This window comes from Helicobacter mustelae (genome assembly GCF_900476215.1).
Classification (GTDB): Bacteria; Campylobacterota; Campylobacteria; order Campylobacterales; family Helicobacteraceae; genus Helicobacter_H; species Helicobacter_H mustelae.
In genome coordinates, this window is sequence record NZ_LS483446.1 from 1,232,500 (window position 1) to 1,249,166 (window position 16,667).

Below are 16,667 nucleotides of genomic sequence, written 5' to 3' on the forward strand. Positions count from 1 at the left end.
CATGGATACCAGTCGCAGAAAAGCGCTGAGATCCATTACCCAAGCAATGGGGCTGGTGTCAATAGGAGGGCTTATCTGGGGTGCATATATTGCAGAAGCAAAAAGCAATCCTCTAGGTTTCTATCCACCAGGCGCGCGGGATGATTTTATCAATACTTGCATTAGATGCGGGCTATGCGTAGAGGCTTGTCCCTACTATACCCTAAGTCTTGCCACAAAAGGTGTAAAGGGAATTCCCACTTTTACACCTCGCAAAATTCCTTGCTTCATGTGCAAAGATATCCCCTGCGTGCGTGCTTGTCCTACAGATGCATTAGACAAAAACCTCTTGCTCACTCATGGCAAGCTTGATATCACTAAGGCGCGCATGGGTGTAGCGGTAGTGGATACGCTAAATTGCATTGCATATGCAGGAATCCAGTGCGATGCATGCTATCGTGCCTGCCCATTGATGGATCAAGCAATCTATCTAGAATACAAAGCAAATACACGAACAGGAAAGCATGCGATGATTTTACCCATTGTCGCTAATGATGTCTGCACAGGATGTGGAAAATGCGAAAAAGCCTGCGTAACAGAAATTGCTTCAATCAAGGTAATGCACCGCGAACAAGTTTTGGGCAAAATGGGAGCAAACTATATCAAAGGCTGGGATCAAAAAGATGAAGAAAGACTAGAGTCTGCTAGACCAAAATCCAGGATGGATTCCCCAAAAAAACAAACGCTAGATTATCTAAATGATGGGATACTCTAAGGAGATTTTATGCAGTGGTTGATAAAGAATAAATTCTTAATAATACGCAGAACCTCGCAGATAGGCATTTTGCTCTTATTTTTTCTAGCAAACTGCTCCCTCATTACCATTGGTCACAAAAAGCATCTCGTATTGCAAGGGGATCTTAGTGGCTTTGAAAGCGGGGAACGTAATTTAGCAATTGCCAATACCAAAGAAGCATTACTAAAAAACCCCATTTTACAGGGCAATCTTAGCACTTCCAAAATCTTTGATAAAATCCCCATGAGCGATCCATTGGCATTCTTGCAAATCTTTCTAGCAGGTGGGGCAATCAGTTTTGACCTGCTCCTTGGAGTGGGTGTGGTTCTAGCATTGTATGGAATCTTTCTAGGAAGAGGTTTTTGTGCATTTGTTTGTCCCATCAATCTCATTACAGATTTAGCAAATTTGCTACGCAGAATCTTGCGTATAGAAAATATCCGTTTTATCTCATTCTCACGAAATACAAAATACATCATCCTTGCTCTAGCACTTGTCTTAAGCTTTGCTTTTGGCATGCTAGCATGGGAGAGTATAAATCCTATTTCTATGCTGCATCGTGGTGTTGTGTTTGGGATGGGAACGGGTTTTTTTGGGGTTTTGACAGTGTTTTTATTTGATCTATTTATGTTAAAAAATGGATTTTGTGGACATCTATGTCCACTGGGTGCGACTTACAGCATCATTGGAGCAAAGTCACTACTCAAGGTGCAATATCACTTAAACAAATGCACAAAATGCATGCAATGCATACGAATTTGCCCAGAAAGCCAAGTGCTTCACCTCATTGGCAAACAAAGTGGTTTTGTGACAAAAACGGCTTGCATCAAATGCGGACGCTGTATTGAAGTCTGCAATGATGATGCATTAAATTTCAATATCTTACATTTCAACAAGGAGAAAAAATGAAAAAAATCTTAACTTTCATGGTGGCTATAGGATTAGGAGCAAGTGTTTTTGCCAAGGGAGTGGATGAGAATCAAATTGGACTCAGAAAAGCCCCACTCACTGATGAAAACAAAGTAAAAATTCAAGATTATACCTTTGGCACAGGATCTGCAGGAGAGAGCAAAAAAATTGAGCGTTCTTATGAGAACGCACCTCCTCTGATTCCTCATGATATTACAGGCATGACCCCCATCACCCAGAAAAACAACGCCTGTCTTGACTGCCACCTACCAGATGTCGCAGAAAGCGTTGGTGCAACGCCTATTCCCAAATCCCATACTTATGATTTGCGCATGCATAAAGAAGTGAGCAATGGCATTGCTGAACAGAGATACAACTGCACACAATGCCATGTTCCCCAAGCACAAACCAAACCCCTTGTAAAAAATAAATTTCAACCTGGCTTTCATAATGAAAAACAAAAACATCAATCCAACCTCCTTGATGTCATCAATCAGGGTGTAAAATGAGAAAGAAGCAATCTACCTCTCATGAGGTAGATCCTTCAAGGAGAAAACTCTTTTTTGGCTTTGGGAAAAAAGACTGCAAAGAAATTCCTGCCCCCATGAAAAAAGTCGCCATCATCCACCCTCTTACTTGTCTTGCTTATCAAAAAGTCATTTGCTATGCTTGCAAGGATATCTGCAGAGAACATATCTCTTTTCAAGGTTTGTTTTTTCCAGAGATTCTCCCAAGTTGCATCGGCTGTGATCGATGTGAAGCGATTTGCCCACAAAATGCCATTAGCCTAAAAGAAATTCCTATTTCTAGGGAAGAAATCAAAGCATGAAAAAAATCTTTGTCGCACTTGTTTTTGCATGCCTCTTGTTTGCTAGAGAAATCCACCCTACCCATACTCTAAAAACCCCTTTTGAGGTCTCTTCCATCCAGAGAGAAAAAGATTTGCTCTATATCTCTACGCTTGGGGGAGAAGTGCTCATTTATCATCTCAACCAAAAGAAATATCGCCCAAGCATCAAACTCCCATTGCTTAGAGATTTTTTTGGGAATTCCTATCCGCCAAAAATTTTCAATACCGCAAGCAACAGCAAAAATATGCTCGCCATCGTCTCTGCCAACGCGCAAGGCAAAAGAAATCTCTACCTTGCTGATGGCAATCATCCCTCCCATCCTCCCACTCCCCTGCTCACAGATCTCAACATCGCCAAGGTCCTCTGGCTCAACGAAGAGCAGATTCTCATCGCATTGCTAAGCCATGAGATCTTGCTCTATGATCTCCCCAGGCATCAAACCCTCTACCAAACCCAAATCTCACAATCGAGTTTTAGCGATATGGTATTAGATTCTCCCTTTCTTTTTACCACGGGAGAGTCTGGAGTGGTCTACCAAATTCATCCCAAAAATGGCAAAATCCTCAAAACACTTCCCATCATCAATAAAGACAAAAACTTTCAAATTGTTGCCAATCATCACAGGATTGCTACTGCAGGACAAGATCGCAGGGTGGGTGTTTATTTTTTGGATACAGGAAAAGACTTAAGTCTTAGGAGTGATTTTTTGGTCTATGCAGTAGGATTAGATGCCCCAACCAATACGCTGGCCTATCTTGCCAACGAAAAAGGCGACATCGCGCTTGTAAATCTTTTGAGCAAGAAAAAAACCGCGATGCTAACAGGTCTACAAGGCATTGCTAATAATATTATCTTTTACAAAAATAATATTATTGTAAGTTGTGACAGTCCCTATATTTATTTTTTTAACAAAGGAGAATTATGAATATTTCTAGCATCATTATCAAAGCAGATTCATCTGCTTGGGAGTCTCTGCTGCAAGAGATCCCCCAAATCCCCCACGTAGAAATCGCACTGCATCAAAAAGATAGGGGAATTATGATTGCCACCATTGAGGCAGAAAATACGCAACAAGAACTTGAAGCACTAAAAAAAATCCAAGTACTAAAAGGAGTATTCAGCGCAGAAATGCACCTTACCTACAGTGAAGGGGATCTCAAAAACTGTAAGCTAGATATGCAAAAAATTGCCAAACTCATTGACACTACGCCAGCAGAATTGATGAAATATGGCGGAGATATTAAGAATTTTATCAAATAGCACAAAATACATTTCTATCATGCCAAGGAATCACAACCAAAGTTTGTGAAAATGGGGAAGCAGTCAAGAAAAAATCATTTTTCTTGTTTGAGTCTCTTGTCTTTGAGGCGATAGACAAAATCACAATCAAAGGCCAGGGCCTCATCATGGGTGGCGAGCACAAGCATGGCAGCGTTAGTGCGCACATAATCAAATAAAACCCGCATCACACTTCTTGCTGTGTCTCCATCAAGATTGCCCGTGGGTTCATCAGCAAAAATAATCTTTGGATTTTTGCTAAGCACGCGCGCGATGGAGACGCGCTGCTGCTGCCCCCCACTCAGAGTCCCCACCCCTTGATCCAAGATAGAATCAATCTTGAAAGATTCTAGCACGCTTGAATCCAGGGTATTTTGGGTTAATAAATTTGCGATTTTGAGATTCTCGCGTGCGCTAAAACCGCGAAAAAGATAGTGCGCCTGGAAGATGATTCCAATCTCATAGCGCCGAATCTCTAATAATTTTGCATCAGGAAGGGAATAGATATTTTGATGTCCCAATAAATCAATCTGGCCATGATTGGGCTTTAGCATGGTGGAGAGATGATTAAGGATGGTGGATTTTCCACTGCCTGACACCCCAAGAATCGCAAGCGTCTGCCCAGGAGAGAGACTAAAATTTACATCTTCATAGAGCAAAATATCAAATTGATGGGAAAGGGATTGGACTTGGAGCATTTTTTGCCTTTATTGGGATTTGGAGCTAAAGGTTGCAAAAAGAGCAGGAGCAATAACCATAGAGGGGGAAAAATTGGCACTATGAAAGGTAATTGTCCCATATTTTCTTGCATAAAACTTCAGCAGAATTTGCTGAAAATAAGGCTCAATACTTGGATAAAACCACGCATTATTGCTTATCATTATGACATACTTGGGGTGATCTTCATACAACAAAGAAGAGGTGCCCTCATAGCAAATCGCATTGCGAAAGACCTTGCCACCCAGCACAAAATCCTGCGCCTTGCTAGCTTGGCTAAGTTCTTCTTCTGTGCCAAAAAATAATTTTTGCAAGGGTTTTGCGATGAATTTTGGCAGAGGGATCCTTTCGCCAAAGGGTGCTAAAATCACCTTGTCTAGGATCTGCAGCCTGCCTTTTTCAAAGATGTAGGTACTGTTATAAATCTGTAAATCCTGCACGCGCATCGCCCCCACAACAATACCAATGTCCGCACTCATTTTTTTCAAAGTCTCTAGCAGATCTTCTTGCAAATTTAAAGCCAGCGGGAAGGCTGTCTCTGGCAAAACAATCACCTCTTTTCTTTCTGCGACTGCCTCTCTTATCAAAGAAAGGTTGTATTTAATAATCTCTTGGATATTTTGCCCTTCCCATTTGCCAGATTGCCCAATAGAAGTGCTAGTAAGCTCCATATTCAGCGGCATTTCATACTTGCCCATGAATTGAGTCTGAGATATGGAAAATCCCAACAAAAACACTGCAAGGATTTTAAACCCCTTACCCCCCTTGTACAGCAGCACAACCCCTAATATCACGCAGGCATAGCTCCATTTCCCCACCCCAAAAATACTATAGGCCAAAAACTCCTCCCCAAAGAGCCAATCAAAACCAAAGGGATGAATAAAACTCAATAAAAATAGCGCAGGGATCCGAAAAAATAAATGCTCACTCCACAAAAGTGGCCAAAAAACCACTCCATAAATCACCCCCATCGCAATGATGATGATAGGCAACAAATAAGGAGCTGGGGAATAAAGAAAGCTAAAGCCCACCCAATAAAACAGTCCTATGCCTACATAAAATCCAAAATAAAATCCAAGAGAACTAGGAACACGCAAAAATGCAAAAATTGCAAGCGGAGCAAAAATGCTATTGAGAATGATATAGGTGGTCTCAAACCCTCTGGCATGCCCGCCAGAATCCCCCAATGCAAAGAAAAATGCTCCACTCCAAATAGGCAAGAGAAATAAAAACACAAAAAAAAAGCTTTTTTTACTCTTTTCTAGGAATTTTCTCGTGGGTCTTAGGAAGGGGGCTAGCATTTTTTCCAAACAATTTTTAAAAGTCAAATTATTTTGGTAGAATAGCAGAAAAAATCATTTTTTACGAATATTTAGGATTTTGATGAACTACATTGACATTATTCTTTTGGCAATCATTTTAATTGTGAGTCTTAAGGGGATTTTTGATGGTTTTGTCCATGAGCTCTCCGCTCTCATTGGCATTATTGTGGGCATATTCTTTGCCTCAAGGCTTGCTAGCGATATGGCCGTACTGTTTGACACCCATGTCTACCATATCAAAAATCCATCCATAGCCATTATTCTTGGCTTTGTGATTGTGCTGGCATTTTTTTGGGTGGCATTTTTGCTTATCGGATTTATCATCACAAAATTTGTGCGCTATTCTGGGCTAGGGATCTTGGATAGGATTTTGGGATACTGCTTCTCCTGTCTCAAGATTTTCTGCATCCTGGCTTTTATCATCTTTGCACTCAATCAAATCAAATTCATCAGAGAGATCGATTTCATCAAAAATCTCCCCCAAAAAAGCAAAGTCTATGCGGCCATGATGGACACAGCAAATCTGATTATCAAATTTGATAGCCCCGAAAAAATCACCCAAAAACTCGAACAAATCTCTCCCAAACTCAAGGACACCCTAGAAAACACTACAGAACAGATGAAAAGCGCTAGCGATCAAATCAAAGAAAGCATTCAGAATTCCATAAAAAAACCCTGAGGAAACCCAATGTTTGAAAATCAATACATCCAGCAACGTCTCCAAAAAGCACAGATTTTGCGCGAAAATGGGCAAAATCCCTATTCCAATCAAACCCAAAAAACCATCAAAAATAGCGAATTTATTGAGCGTTTCTCCTATCTCAAAAATCAAGAAAACAACAAAGAAACCGAGCAAAAATTCTCCATTACAGGACGTGTAAAACTGCTTAGAATGATGGGAAAGGCTTGCTTCATTGACATCGAGGATGAAAGCGCCAATGTACAGGTCTATGTCTCACAAAATGATTTGCAAGAGCAATTTCTTCTCTTAAAAAAAACCCTAGAGGTGGGAGATTTCATCTCTGTGTATGGTTATCCCTTTGTCACCAAAACAGGCGAGCTGAGCCTGCATGCAATAAAATACCAGCTTCTTACAAAATCCATCATCCCACTGCCTGAGAAATTCCACGGGATCACAGATATCGAATTGCGCTATCGTCAACGCTATCTTGATCTCATCATGAACAAAGAAGTAAAAGAAACCTTTAAGTTGCGCAGCAAGATCGTCTCTGCTGTGCGCAGATTTTTTGAATCCAAGGGATTTTTGGAAGTGGAGACCCCAATGCTTCACCCAATCCCAGGAGGGGCAAATGCCAGACCCTTCATCACGCATCACAATGCTCTAAATGTGGATAGATTTTTGCGTATCGCCCCAGAGCTCTATCTCAAACGCCTGATTGTAGGAGGCTTTGAAGCAGTATTTGAGATGAATCGAAATTTCAGAAATGAAGGCATGGATCATTCTCATAATCCAGAATTTACCATGATTGAATTTTATTGGGCATACAAGACTTACAAAGACCTCATTGTTCTCACAAAAGAGTTTTTTACCTATCTTTTAGATACTTTAGGTTTACCCACCAAAATCCACTACAATGACCAAGAAATTGATTTTTCTGATTTTAAAGTGATTGGCTACAAAGATGCGCTAGAAAAAATTGGAAATTTGCCCCGTGCGGTCCTTGAAGATAAACATTCCCTGCGGGATTTTTTGCAAAAACAAGGCATCAAGCTAGAAGCCCAGATGGGTTATGGCAAGCTTTTGAGCGAAGCCTTTGATACATTTGTCGAGCACAAGCTCATTCATCCAACCTTCATCACAGACTATCCCATTGATATCAGCCCGCTAGCCAGGAGAAATGATCAAAATCCCCAAATTGCCGATCGCTTTGAGTTGTTTATCGGAGGCAAAGAGATCTCCAATGGATTTAGCGAGCTCAATGACCCCATCGATCAATTTGAACGCTTTAAGCAGCAGGTCAGAGAAAAGGATGCAGGCGATGAAGAGGCCCAGTATATGGATGAAGATTATGTATGGGCACTTGGATATGGAATGCCTCCCACAGCAGGGCAAGGCATCGGGATTGATCGCTTGATCATGCTTTTTACCGGGGCCAAAACCATTAAAGATGTGATTTTATTCCCTGCAATGAAGCCTACAAGAAATCATTTTGAACCAAATGAACAAAATAGCTGAGTAAGAGAAAATCCAAAAGGGGCAAACATGTATCATTTAGAACAAAGCGACAAAGAAGTATTTGCAAGCATACAAAGGGAGTTTGAAAGGCAAACCCATCATTTAGAGATGATTGCTAGTGAGAATTATACTTTCCCCAGCGTAATGGAGGCAACAGGCAGCATCCTGACCAATAAATATGCTGAGGGCTACCCGGGGAAGCGCTATTACAGCGGTTGTGATTTTGTCGATGAGATCGAAACTCTTGCAATTGAGCGCGCTAAAAAACTCTTTGGATGCAATTTTGCCAATGTCCAACCCCATGCAGGATCTCAAGCCAACGCCGCAGTCTATGCAGCATTACTAAAGCCCTATGACAAGATCTTGGGAATGGATTTGAGTCATGGTGGCCACCTTACTCATGGCGCCAAGGTCAGCACCAGCGGCCAGAATTATCAGAGTTTTTTTTATGGCGTGGAGCTAGATGGCAGGATTGATTATGACAAAGTCGCAGAGTCTGCAAAACTCATCAAACCTCAGCTCATCATCTGTGGTTTTTCCGCCTATACCAGGGAATTGGATTTCAAAAAATTCCGCGAAATCGCAGATAGTGTGGGAGCCATACTCATGGGGGACATCGCGCATGTAGCAGGGCTTGTGGTCGCAGATGAATATCCCAATCCCTTCCCCCATTGCCATGTGGTTACCACGACCACGCACAAGACATTGCGAGGACCGCGCGGAGGAATGATTTTATGTAATGATGAGGAAATCGCACAAAAAATCAACAAGGCCGTATTCCCTGGAACCCAGGGTGGTCCTTTGTTGCATATTATCGCAGGCAAGGCGGTGGGATTTGGAGAGAATCTCAAACCAGAATGGAAGCTCTATGCCAAGCAGGTAAAAAGCAATATCAAAGCTATGGCAAAAGTTTTGATAGAAAGAGGTTATGAGCTAGTGAGCGGTGGGACAGACAATCATCTCATTTTGATGAGCTTTTTGAATAGAGAATTTAGCGGCAAGGATGCAGATGCAGCATTGGCCAATGCAGGCATCACAGTGAACAAAAATACCGTTCCAGGAGAAACGCGAAGCCCCTTTGTCACCAGTGGCATCCGCCTGGGCTCTCCTGCACTCACTGCCAGAGGCATGAAGGAAGGCGAATTTATTTGGATTGCAAATAAAATTGCTGATATCCTCGAACATATCAAGGACACAGAACTCCAAAAGAAAATCCAAAAAGAGATTTATGAACTCAATGCAAAATTCCCACTTTATGACCAACCGATCTTTTAGGGAATAAGATGGGATTTTGCTTTGACACAATGAAATTTTTATAAAAAGGAGAAAAAATGGAAGAAATGGATTTCAAAGAAACACTGGATACAACAAAAAAGAAGAAAACACAAAATGTGGTCTTGGGTGTGGTGGCAGTGATTGCCATATTAGTGATTTTGCTAATCATCTGGTCTTTTACACATTCTAACCCCAAAGAGCAAGCCCTAGAGCAGCCACAGGAAAATACAAACTCCTTGCTAGCAGATAATCAACCAAGCAGCACCACCCAAAATCCAAGCTCAGAATACGACAGCTTTGATAAAATCGTCAATGAAATGAAGGATGCCAATACCCCAGAAAGCACGCCCGTAGCAGCGGCAAAAACCCCAGATGCAAAGGATGACAAAGAGCTCTCTAAAGATTCCTCTACGCAAAGCTATACCCCAGGACATGCAGCAGATGCAAAGCATGCCATGCATGACAAGACTCAGACCTCAAACCACTTGGCACAAAAAATAACCCCATCCCCAGAGCATGTAAAAAAATCCCCTGCAAAAAAGAAACGTGCAGCTAAGAGTTTTGATTCTTTGAGTTTGCAAAAAGCCACAGCAGGATCCTATCTACAAATGGGTGCATTTGCTAAACAGCCTAATAAAACCATGCAAAACACTCTTATGCATCATGATTTTAGAACCCTTGAATTCACCGATCATGAGGGTCAAAAGCTCACCAAATATCTCATCGGCCCATTCAAATCTCGCAAACAAGCCGAGGATTACAAGCAGCAGCATCCTGAGCTGGCACATTCCATCTATTATGAAGTGAAATAATTCCCATCCTACCCTTCTTGGGTAGGAATCCTCTCTGAAATAAAGCAAGTTCTCTTGATAAAACAACCTCGAGATTTTACTGTGTGATCCCAGGGGGCTTCTAGCTTTTATTGTTTTTATCCCTGAGTTTCCCGCCTTTATCATTGGTATATTTTTTGGTCTTTGTTGCAAATTTCCCCCACCCCCCTCTTTGGTTTCTGGATTTTTTGGTGAATTTCTCTTTGAGCTTCCCTGTTGCCTCTCATTTTTTTCTCTAATCTTTGCTTCATAGAGGTTTAGCTTTTGTTTTTTTACTTCCCCTAGCTCTCTTTTAGCAGAGATAACAAGGATAGAAAAACCTCTGGATTTTACAAAAATACTCCACCAAAGAATCGCGCAAAACCTCAAAAAGCGCTAGAAAACACAGGGGCATAAAGAATCAAAATACGGACACAAAATCATGAAAACACAAATGCGACATGGAGAGCCTGGAAGATGGTGCAAATCACGGAGTGGGGTCAAAAAATTTTCAAGAATCTCACAAGAATTAAATGAGAAAAATCCCAGCAAAAAATCTCATAAAGCGCCACAAAAAATCACAAACAAAAAACCAATAATTCCACAAAAATTACAGATGAGGGAGTCTGAAAAAACCAAAAACATGCAAAAAACAAATTTAAACAATTTTAAGCAGTCGGGGTATAGCAGAGGCATGCAGATGTCTACATGCCAGACGAACTATTTCTATATACAATAAATTAAAAAAGGACTACCATGGCCGGGAGAGAGGGATTCGAACCCCCGGAGGTATTACCCTCAACGGTTTTCAAGACCGCCGCTTTCGACCACTCAGCCATCTCCCGACAATAAACAATAAATAAAAAACACAGATGAAAAAAGAGACAGATGGAGGCGACACCCAGATTCGAACTGGGGAATCAAGGCTTTGCAGGCCCATGCCTTACCACTTGGCTATGTCGCCATCTTCGGCTAGGGGTGGATGGTGCCCGGGGCCGGACTTGAACCGGCACGGAAGCAATTTCCGAGGGATTTTAAGTCCCTTGTGTCTACCATTCCACCACCCGGGCGAAAATTTAGTAACTTCATCCCTAAATAAGATTACTAATGGAGCGGGAAACGGGGATCGAACCCGCGGCCCCAACCTTGGCAAGGTTGTGCTCTACCACTGAGCTATTCCCGCATCGATTTTGTAGACCATAATTCTAGCAGCGCTTTTTTAAAAAATCAAGAAAAATCATGAAATCTTTTAAAAAACTATTATAATTACCAAAGCAAAACCCCACGGAGATTGATTTTGGAATTTCAACCCTATCCTTTTGAAAAACTCTCACAACTCATCCACTCCATCACTCCGCAAAAACCCATCACCAAGCTCAGCATCGGCGAACCTCAATTCCCCACTCCCACAATCATCCAAGAAGCATTAAAAGACAATGCCCAAGATCTGCGCTACTATCCAAAAAGCAATGGAGAGACCTATCTCTATGAGGCATTGCAGGATTTTCTCTCTTATCGCTATAGTCTTTTGCTAGATAGAGAGCAAATCATCCCCACATTTGGCACGCGCGAGGTACTCTTTAATTTTCCGCTTTTTTTCCTTTCACGCTTTGTAAATCCCACCATCGCCTACCCCAATCCTTTTTATCAAATCTATGAGGGGGCAAGTATTGCTAGCAGAGCAGAAGTAATCCTCATGCATCTAAACCCTGATAATAACTTCACCCCCAGCCTCACAAAAGAGCAGATGCAAAGGGCAAATCTTGTCATCTTAAACTCCCCTAATAACCCCACAGGAAGGACATTGAGCCTGGAAGAATTGATGGCATGGGTAGAACATGCACTCCATTATGATTTTGTTTTGCTCAATGATGAATGCTACAGCGAAATCTACCAAAACACACCAAGTGCTGGAATTTTGGAGGCTTCTTGCAAAATGGGAAATAAGGAGTTTCAAAACATCTTATGTGTAAATTCCATCTCCAAACGTCTCTCTGCACCTGGTCTTAGGAGCGGGTTTATTGCAGGGGATCGCAGGATATTACAGCATTATCGCACCTATCGCACCTATCTGGGCTGCGCTATCCCAAATCCCTTGCAAAAGGCTGCAAGCATCGCGTGGAAAAGTCATGATGAAGCCAACAAAATCCGTCAAAAATATGCACAAAATCTCAAAATCGCACAAGAACTCTTTAAAGAAACCCTCATCTTTCCCCATAGCTTTTATCTCTGGCTTTATGTGGGCAATGATCTAGAATTTTGCAAGGCCCTTTATGAAAAAGAGGGGATTTTGGTGCTTCCAGGCAGATTTTTGGGGAGGGAAGATGCGGGGGTGGGTTATGTGCGCATCGCACTTGTTTATGAGCCTGGGATCCTGCTGCCTATTTTGCAGCGTATCAAAAACTTTTTAGACAAAGGATCTTTTTGAAACAACTCAAAAATCTAAAAATCCATCTCATTGGCATCGGGGGCATCGGGATCTCTGGGATCGCACGCTATCTCAAAGCACAGGGCGCAATCGTGAGTGGAAGCGACATCTCTCCTAGCAAGCTTACAAAAGAGCTGCAAAATCAAGGCATCCCCATCACCATCCCTCATAACAAATCCTCCATCTCCAACCAAGACCTCATCATCCATTCTGCAATCATCCCTCCAAACAACATCGAAATCCTAGAAGCCCAAAGCAAAAATATTCCCATTCTTTCGCGCAAGGATGCGTTGAAATTAATCCTAGCCCAAAAAAAGGTCATCAGCGTATGCGGAGCCCATGGCAAAAGCACCACAAGTGCGATGCTAAGCAGCATTTTTCCACATTATGGAGCAATCATTGGGGCCGTGAGCAAAGAATTTGGATCCAATGTGAGAGAGAGTGCAAATGAGGGGATTATCTTTGAGGCAGATGAATCTGACAAAAGCTTTCTTAACTCCAATCCCCACTATGCAATCGTCACAAATGCCGAACTTGAGCACATGCAAAGCTATGACTACAGCATTGAGCTTTTTCATCAAGCCTACCGAGATTTTCTAGGGCTTGCAAAAACTGCATTCATTAATAGCGATGATCCTTTTTTGGCTACGCTAAAGCACAAACACATCCCCCTCTCCCCCTCCAAAGATATTACAGATATCAGCTTTTTCCTGCGCAATGATGAACCCTTTTGCAAATTCATCCTTAGAGACTTGGGAGAGTTTGAAGTCTGGGGGCTTGGCGGCCACACTGCTGCTAACGCCGCGATGGCCATCCTTTGTGCAGCTCAAGAATTAGACATTCCCACCATCAGAGAAAATCTTAAAAATTTTGCAGGCATCAAAAAGCGCTTTGACATCATTCAAAAGCAAGGGCCCTGCATCATCGATGATTACGCCCATCATCCCACAGAAATCATCGCTACACTCAATGCCGCCAAAGATTATACCATGCTAAAGGGCCATCATCAAATCACAGCCATTTGGCAGCCCCACAAATTTAGCCGCCTAAAAGACAATTTGGAAGCCTTTCAAGGGGCTTTTGATAATTGCACACAACTCATCATCCTGCCCACTTATCGCGCAGGAGAAGAGGAGATGTTTTTTGATATGCCCAAACTTTTTGCGCGCTACAATCCTATAATGGCAAGCCATATCAAACGTGATGGTATGAAAATATTGGTCTATCAAGGCCAAAAACTTCTAAAGATTTTAGAAAAGGAGCTTGTGATTGGAATGGGTGCTGGAGATATTACCTATCAAATCAGAGGTGAGAAATAATGACTTTATTACCCATCATCCTTGTGGTGTTTCTGGCCATTTTTTTGCTTTTTTTGATCCTCAAAGACTTTGGTGCCATCAGCAAAAAACAAAAGTTTTTGAGCCTCTTTGCCCTACTTACTTTTGGCATCCTCATTGGAATTTATGCCTACAACAAAAGCCAAATGGACAAAAAGGTCTATCTTTTGCAAATGAGTTTTTTGCGTGGGGAAAATCTTTCTTGTGGAAAGAATCTCATCAGTGTCAAAGATTTCAATCTCTCCACCGGGACGCTGACCCTCATTGGCAAAGAGAACTCTCCTGCAAGAAATATCGTATATTCCCTAAAGGATTGCGATCTGACCAAGAAAACCAGCCCTGCACTGGAAAATCTACAAGAACAATTAGAAAAAGACTAGGTGGCAAATGCAGCAATCCCTCCTAAAAGTTTTGGACTTACAGGATTTTATCGACAAGCTCACTGCCCTCTTTGCTAGGCCCAAGGATTTTTTGCTTACGGGAGATAGGCATCTGATTTTTCATTATATTGAGGAATTGGATGGGCTAAATTTCCATGCACCCAGCGCAGTAAAAAACCTAGATAGCGCACTGCAAATCCTGAAAAAATTTGGCACGCTAAAACTCTATGAAATCTTTGAATTTGTCAAAATCCTGCGTTATTTTCTCTATCTCAAAAATCAAAAAGAGATGCAAAACACTCTACATTTCTCAAAATATTTGCAAAAAATTCAAATCCCCGCTCCCATTCTTGAGATTTGCTCCTATTTTCATGCGCATTTACAAATCAAAGAGGGGATCTTTGAAGAGCTTGATAGCCTCGAGCAATCCCTAAAGCGCCAGAAAAAAAATATGCAGCAGTCCCTAGAGCTGCTTTTGCAATCTGCAAAAATCCGTCCCTATCTTGCAGATACACAAATCCACTTCATCAATCAAACCCAAACCCTGCTGCTAAAACCAGGCTTCCAGCATGTCCTCAAAGGAGTGGTTTTGCAGCGTTCACAAAATGGGTATTTTTATTTGCTTCCTGATGAAATCAAGGCGATTTATCAAAAAATCCAAGAAATAGAAAATCTCATCGAGCAGACCCTCTATGAGATTTGCAAAAAGATCTGCATCACCTTCAATAAGCATCTTTCTTTTTTGCAATTCCTCAACAAAGAATTTGACAAAATCGATCACATCCAAGCAAGAATCTTTTTTGCCAAGCAATATAATTTGCAATTCATCCTGCCGCAATACAAAGACTCCCAAATCATTTTGCGAGATTTCGCCCATCCCATTTTGACCAATCCCAAACATATCCAGCTAGATTTTAATAAACAGCTTTTGCTCATCACTGGAGTCAATGCCGGCGGGAAGACGATGCTGCTTAAATCCATCTTGAGCGCGGTGTTTCTTGCCAAACATCTCATTCCCTTCAAAATCAATGCCAGTCATTCCAAAATTCCGCATTTCAAAAATATTTTTGCCATCATCTCTGATCCACAAAATAGCAAAAATGATATTTCTACTTTTGCGGGCAGGATGTTAGATTTTTCTCACATCTTGCAGGAGAAAGAAATGATTCTAGGCATTGATGAGATCGAGCTTGGCACAGATGCCGATGAGGCAGCAAGTCTCTATAAGGCATTATTAGAAAATCTTTTGCAAAAGGGGGCAAAAATCATTGTTACTACACATCACAAGCGCTTGGCAGCGATGATGGCCAATGATGCTAGGATTGAGCTTTGTGCTGCAATCTATGATGAAGCGCGCCAAAAACCCACATTTGAATTCCTCCATGGCAGCATTGGCAAAAGCTATGCCTTTGAGACTGCCAGACGCTATAAAATCCCCCTTAATCTCATTGAAGAGGCGCAGAAAAATTATGGAGAGGACAAAGAAAAACTCAATATTTTGATCGAAAAATCCGCACAATTAGAAATAACTCTGCAGCAAAAAATCAAAGAATGCCAGGCAAAAATCCTACTCTATGAAAAAAAAGAACAGGCCCTAGAGGATCTCAAAGAGGAGCAAAAAAACGCCTATGCAAGAGAAAAAAGCAAGCTAGAAAATATCTACAATCAAGCCCTAAAAGCACTCAAGCTCGAGCTCAAAGAAAAACAATCCCAAGACATTCACCGCTCCATCAATCATGCCAACAAAATCCTAGCCCAACAAAAGTCCATCAAACAAGAAACCCCCAAAACAAAGGCTTTCACAATCCACCAACGTGTAAAATACAAGCAAGCAAAAGGCCAGATCCTCTCTCTACTAAAAGATCGGGCACTCATTGAGCTTGATGAGGGAATGCGCCTAAAAGTGCCCCTTGCCCTACTAAAACCCCTAGGAAAAGAGCCCCCAGAGCTCAAAACAAAAACCAAAATTCCTCTGCCAAAAAGTGGAAATGTGCATTTGGATCTCCATGGGATGCGTGCAGAAGAGGCCATAGAGAGGCTTGATCAATTCCTCTCTGACTGCCTGCTTTTGGGATTTGATGAAATATTGGTCTATCATGGCATTGGCACAGGCGTGCTAGCAAAAGTAGTACGTGATTTCCTCTCCACTCACCCAAAGGTTTTGCATTTTGAAGATGCTCCCACCAGGCTTGGTGGGCTTGGTGCAAAAATTATAAAACTCTAAATTTTTGGCTATAATTCACAGAATTTTCTCACATGCAATGGAGAGAGGATGAGGGTTTTGGGCCGATGGTGCTTTTGAGAAAAAAGGGCATTTTGCAGGAATTTGCAGCCCAGTTTCTGCGGGAAAAAAGCTGGGGCATGCGTGCGCATAAAGCACCAAAATTTC

At 41.8% G+C, this 16,667-nt stretch carries 16 protein-coding genes and 4 tRNA genes; 14 read left to right on the plus strand and 6 right to left on the minus strand.

Translation table 11 applies throughout. From position 1 onward, the window contains the following. Position 1: 1 nt before the first annotated feature. Genes napG through DQN48_RS05865 form a run of 6 tightly spaced genes read left to right on the plus strand, consistent with a single transcriptional unit; the run spans position 2 to position 3,795 of the window. The gene (gene napG / locus DQN48_RS05840) at positions 2-754 is read left to right on the plus strand and encodes a ferredoxin-type protein NapG (RefSeq protein WP_013023435.1); all 753 of its coding nucleotides are present in this window, start codon (positions 2-4) and stop codon (positions 752-754) included. A 9-nt stretch (positions 755-763) separates the two neighbouring features. Then, positions 764-1,684 (plus strand): quinol dehydrogenase ferredoxin subunit NapH, encoded by a 921-nt coding sequence (gene napH / locus DQN48_RS05845; protein ID WP_013023436.1) that lies wholly within the window; start codon positions 764-766, stop codon positions 1,682-1,684. Further along, positions 1,681-2,193 carry a nitrate reductase cytochrome c-type subunit gene (locus DQN48_RS05850; RefSeq protein WP_013023437.1) on the plus strand — a complete coding sequence of 171 codons (513 nt, stop codon included), beginning with the start codon at positions 1,681-1,683 and terminating at the stop codon, positions 2,191-2,193. The genes napH and DQN48_RS05850 overlap by 4 nt, the downstream gene beginning before the upstream one ends. After that, entirely contained in the window at positions 2,190-2,513 is a 324-nt protein-coding gene (locus DQN48_RS05855) for a 4Fe-4S binding protein (protein ID WP_049762205.1), read from the plus strand. Before DQN48_RS05850 ends, DQN48_RS05855 begins: the two co-directional genes overlap by 4 nt. After that, positions 2,510-3,460: a WD40 repeat domain-containing protein gene (locus DQN48_RS05860; protein ID WP_013023438.1), complete on the plus strand. Its 951-nt coding sequence runs from the start codon at positions 2,510-2,512 to the stop codon at positions 3,458-3,460. Before DQN48_RS05855 ends, DQN48_RS05860 begins: the two co-directional genes overlap by 4 nt. After that, positions 3,457-3,795 carry a chaperone NapD gene (locus DQN48_RS05865; RefSeq protein WP_013023439.1) on the plus strand — a complete coding sequence of 113 codons (339 nt, stop codon included), beginning with the start codon at positions 3,457-3,459 and terminating at the stop codon, positions 3,793-3,795. The genes DQN48_RS05860 and DQN48_RS05865 overlap by 4 nt, the downstream gene beginning before the upstream one ends. Before the next feature lie 74 nt (positions 3,796-3,869). Here the strand turns inward: DQN48_RS05865 and DQN48_RS05870 are convergent, their stop codons facing one another. Both DQN48_RS05870 and DQN48_RS05875 read right to left on the minus strand, forming a co-directional pair. Further along, the gene (locus DQN48_RS05870; protein WP_013023440.1) at positions 3,870-4,511 is read right to left on the minus strand and encodes an ABC transporter ATP-binding protein; all 642 of its coding nucleotides are present in this window, start codon (positions 4,509-4,511) and stop codon (positions 3,870-3,872) included. Between the two features lie 9 nt (positions 4,512-4,520). Further along, on the minus strand, positions 4,521-5,831 hold the full coding sequence (locus DQN48_RS05875; protein ID WP_013023441.1) for an apolipoprotein N-acyltransferase: 1,311 nt from the start codon (positions 5,829-5,831) through the stop codon (positions 4,521-4,523). Positions 5,832-5,913: 82 nt separating this feature from the next. Here DQN48_RS05875 and DQN48_RS05880 point away from each other — a divergent pair, with 82 nt between their 5' ends. The 4 genes from DQN48_RS05880 to DQN48_RS05895 are packed head-to-tail and all read left to right on the plus strand — an operon-like array spanning position 5,914 to position 10,136. Then, complete coding sequence (locus DQN48_RS05880) at positions 5,914-6,531, plus strand: CvpA family protein (protein ID WP_013023442.1); 618 nt, start codon at positions 5,914-5,916, stop codon at positions 6,529-6,531. Positions 6,532-6,540: 9 nt separating this feature from the next. Then, positions 6,541-8,049, plus strand: coding sequence for a lysine--tRNA ligase (gene lysS, locus DQN48_RS05885; protein ID WP_013023443.1), 1,509 nt, complete (start codon positions 6,541-6,543; stop codon positions 8,047-8,049). Positions 8,050-8,076: 27 nt separating this feature from the next. After that, entirely contained in the window at positions 8,077-9,324 is a 1,248-nt protein-coding gene (locus DQN48_RS05890; RefSeq protein WP_013023444.1) for a serine hydroxymethyltransferase, read from the plus strand. 56 nt (positions 9,325-9,380) lie between these two features. Next, on the plus strand, positions 9,381-10,136 hold the full coding sequence (locus DQN48_RS05895) for an SPOR domain-containing protein (protein WP_013023445.1): 756 nt from the start codon (positions 9,381-9,383) through the stop codon (positions 10,134-10,136). Positions 10,137-10,890: 754 nt separating this feature from the next. Here the strand turns inward: DQN48_RS05895 and DQN48_RS05905 are convergent. The 4 genes from DQN48_RS05905 to DQN48_RS05920 all read right to left on the minus strand — a co-directional run bounded on the left by DQN48_RS05905 (position 10,891) and on the right by DQN48_RS05920 (position 11,316). Then, positions 10,891-10,978, minus strand: a tRNA-Ser gene (locus DQN48_RS05905). A 44-nt stretch (positions 10,979-11,022) separates the two neighbouring features. After that, positions 11,023-11,097 (minus strand) — tRNA-Cys (locus tag DQN48_RS05910). 19 nt (positions 11,098-11,116) lie between these two features. Continuing rightward, a tRNA-Leu gene (locus DQN48_RS05915) sits at positions 11,117-11,203 on the minus strand. A gap of 38 nt (positions 11,204-11,241) precedes the next feature. After that, positions 11,242-11,316: transfer RNA gene (locus DQN48_RS05920), tRNA-Gly, on the minus strand. A gap of 114 nt (positions 11,317-11,430) precedes the next feature. On the opposite strand from DQN48_RS05920, the gene DQN48_RS05925 reads away from it, so the two are divergent. From DQN48_RS05925 to DQN48_RS05940, 4 genes are read left to right on the plus strand one after another with little or no spacing between them, the layout of a single operon-like run. Then, complete coding sequence (locus DQN48_RS05925) at positions 11,431-12,561, plus strand: succinyldiaminopimelate transaminase (RefSeq protein WP_049762235.1); 1,131 nt, start codon at positions 11,431-11,433, stop codon at positions 12,559-12,561. After that, positions 12,558-13,880 (plus strand): UDP-N-acetylmuramate--L-alanine ligase, encoded by a 1,323-nt coding sequence (gene murC, locus DQN48_RS05930; RefSeq protein WP_013023447.1) that lies wholly within the window; start codon positions 12,558-12,560, stop codon positions 13,878-13,880. Before DQN48_RS05925 ends, murC begins: the two co-directional genes overlap by 4 nt. Beyond that, positions 13,880-14,278 carry a hypothetical protein gene (locus DQN48_RS05935; protein WP_013023448.1) on the plus strand — a complete coding sequence of 133 codons (399 nt, stop codon included), beginning with the start codon at positions 13,880-13,882 and terminating at the stop codon, positions 14,276-14,278. The genes murC and DQN48_RS05935 overlap by 1 nt, the downstream gene beginning before the upstream one ends. Before the next feature lie 7 nt (positions 14,279-14,285). Beyond that, positions 14,286-16,502, plus strand: a complete 2,217-nt coding sequence (locus DQN48_RS05940) for an endonuclease MutS2 (RefSeq protein WP_013023449.1) — start codon at positions 14,286-14,288, stop codon at positions 16,500-16,502. Positions 16,503-16,667 lie beyond the last annotated feature (165 nt).

Coding starts and splice junctions, on each gene's coding strand:
- napG (WP_013023435.1), top strand. CDS start 2: ATGGATACCAGTCGCAGAAAAGCGCTGAGATCCATTACCCAAGCAATG.
- napH (WP_013023436.1), top strand. CDS start 764: ATGCAGTGGTTGATAAAGAATAAATTCTTAATAATACGCAGAACCTCG.
- DQN48_RS05850 (WP_013023437.1), top strand. CDS start 1,681: ATGAAAAAAATCTTAACTTTCATGGTGGCTATAGGATTAGGAGCAAGT.
- DQN48_RS05855 (WP_049762205.1), top strand. CDS start 2,190: ATGAGAAAGAAGCAATCTACCTCTCATGAGGTAGATCCTTCAAGGAGA.
- DQN48_RS05860 (WP_013023438.1), top strand. CDS start 2,510: ATGAAAAAAATCTTTGTCGCACTTGTTTTTGCATGCCTCTTGTTTGCT.
- DQN48_RS05865 (WP_013023439.1), top strand. CDS start 3,457: ATGAATATTTCTAGCATCATTATCAAAGCAGATTCATCTGCTTGGGAG.
- DQN48_RS05870 (WP_013023440.1), bottom strand. CDS start 4,511: ATGCTCCAAGTCCAATCCCTTTCCCATCAATTTGATATTTTGCTCTAT.
- DQN48_RS05875 (WP_013023441.1), bottom strand. CDS start 5,831: ATGCTAGCCCCCTTCCTAAGACCCACGAGAAAATTCCTAGAAAAGAGT.
- DQN48_RS05880 (WP_013023442.1), top strand. CDS start 5,914: ATGAACTACATTGACATTATTCTTTTGGCAATCATTTTAATTGTGAGT.
- lysS (WP_013023443.1), top strand. CDS start 6,541: ATGTTTGAAAATCAATACATCCAGCAACGTCTCCAAAAAGCACAGATT.
- DQN48_RS05890 (WP_013023444.1), top strand. CDS start 8,077: ATGTATCATTTAGAACAAAGCGACAAAGAAGTATTTGCAAGCATACAA.
- DQN48_RS05895 (WP_013023445.1), top strand. CDS start 9,381: ATGGAAGAAATGGATTTCAAAGAAACACTGGATACAACAAAAAAGAAG.
- DQN48_RS05935 (WP_013023448.1), top strand. CDS start 13,880: ATGACTTTATTACCCATCATCCTTGTGGTGTTTCTGGCCATTTTTTTG.
- DQN48_RS05940 (WP_013023449.1), top strand. CDS start 14,286: ATGCAGCAATCCCTCCTAAAAGTTTTGGACTTACAGGATTTTATCGAC.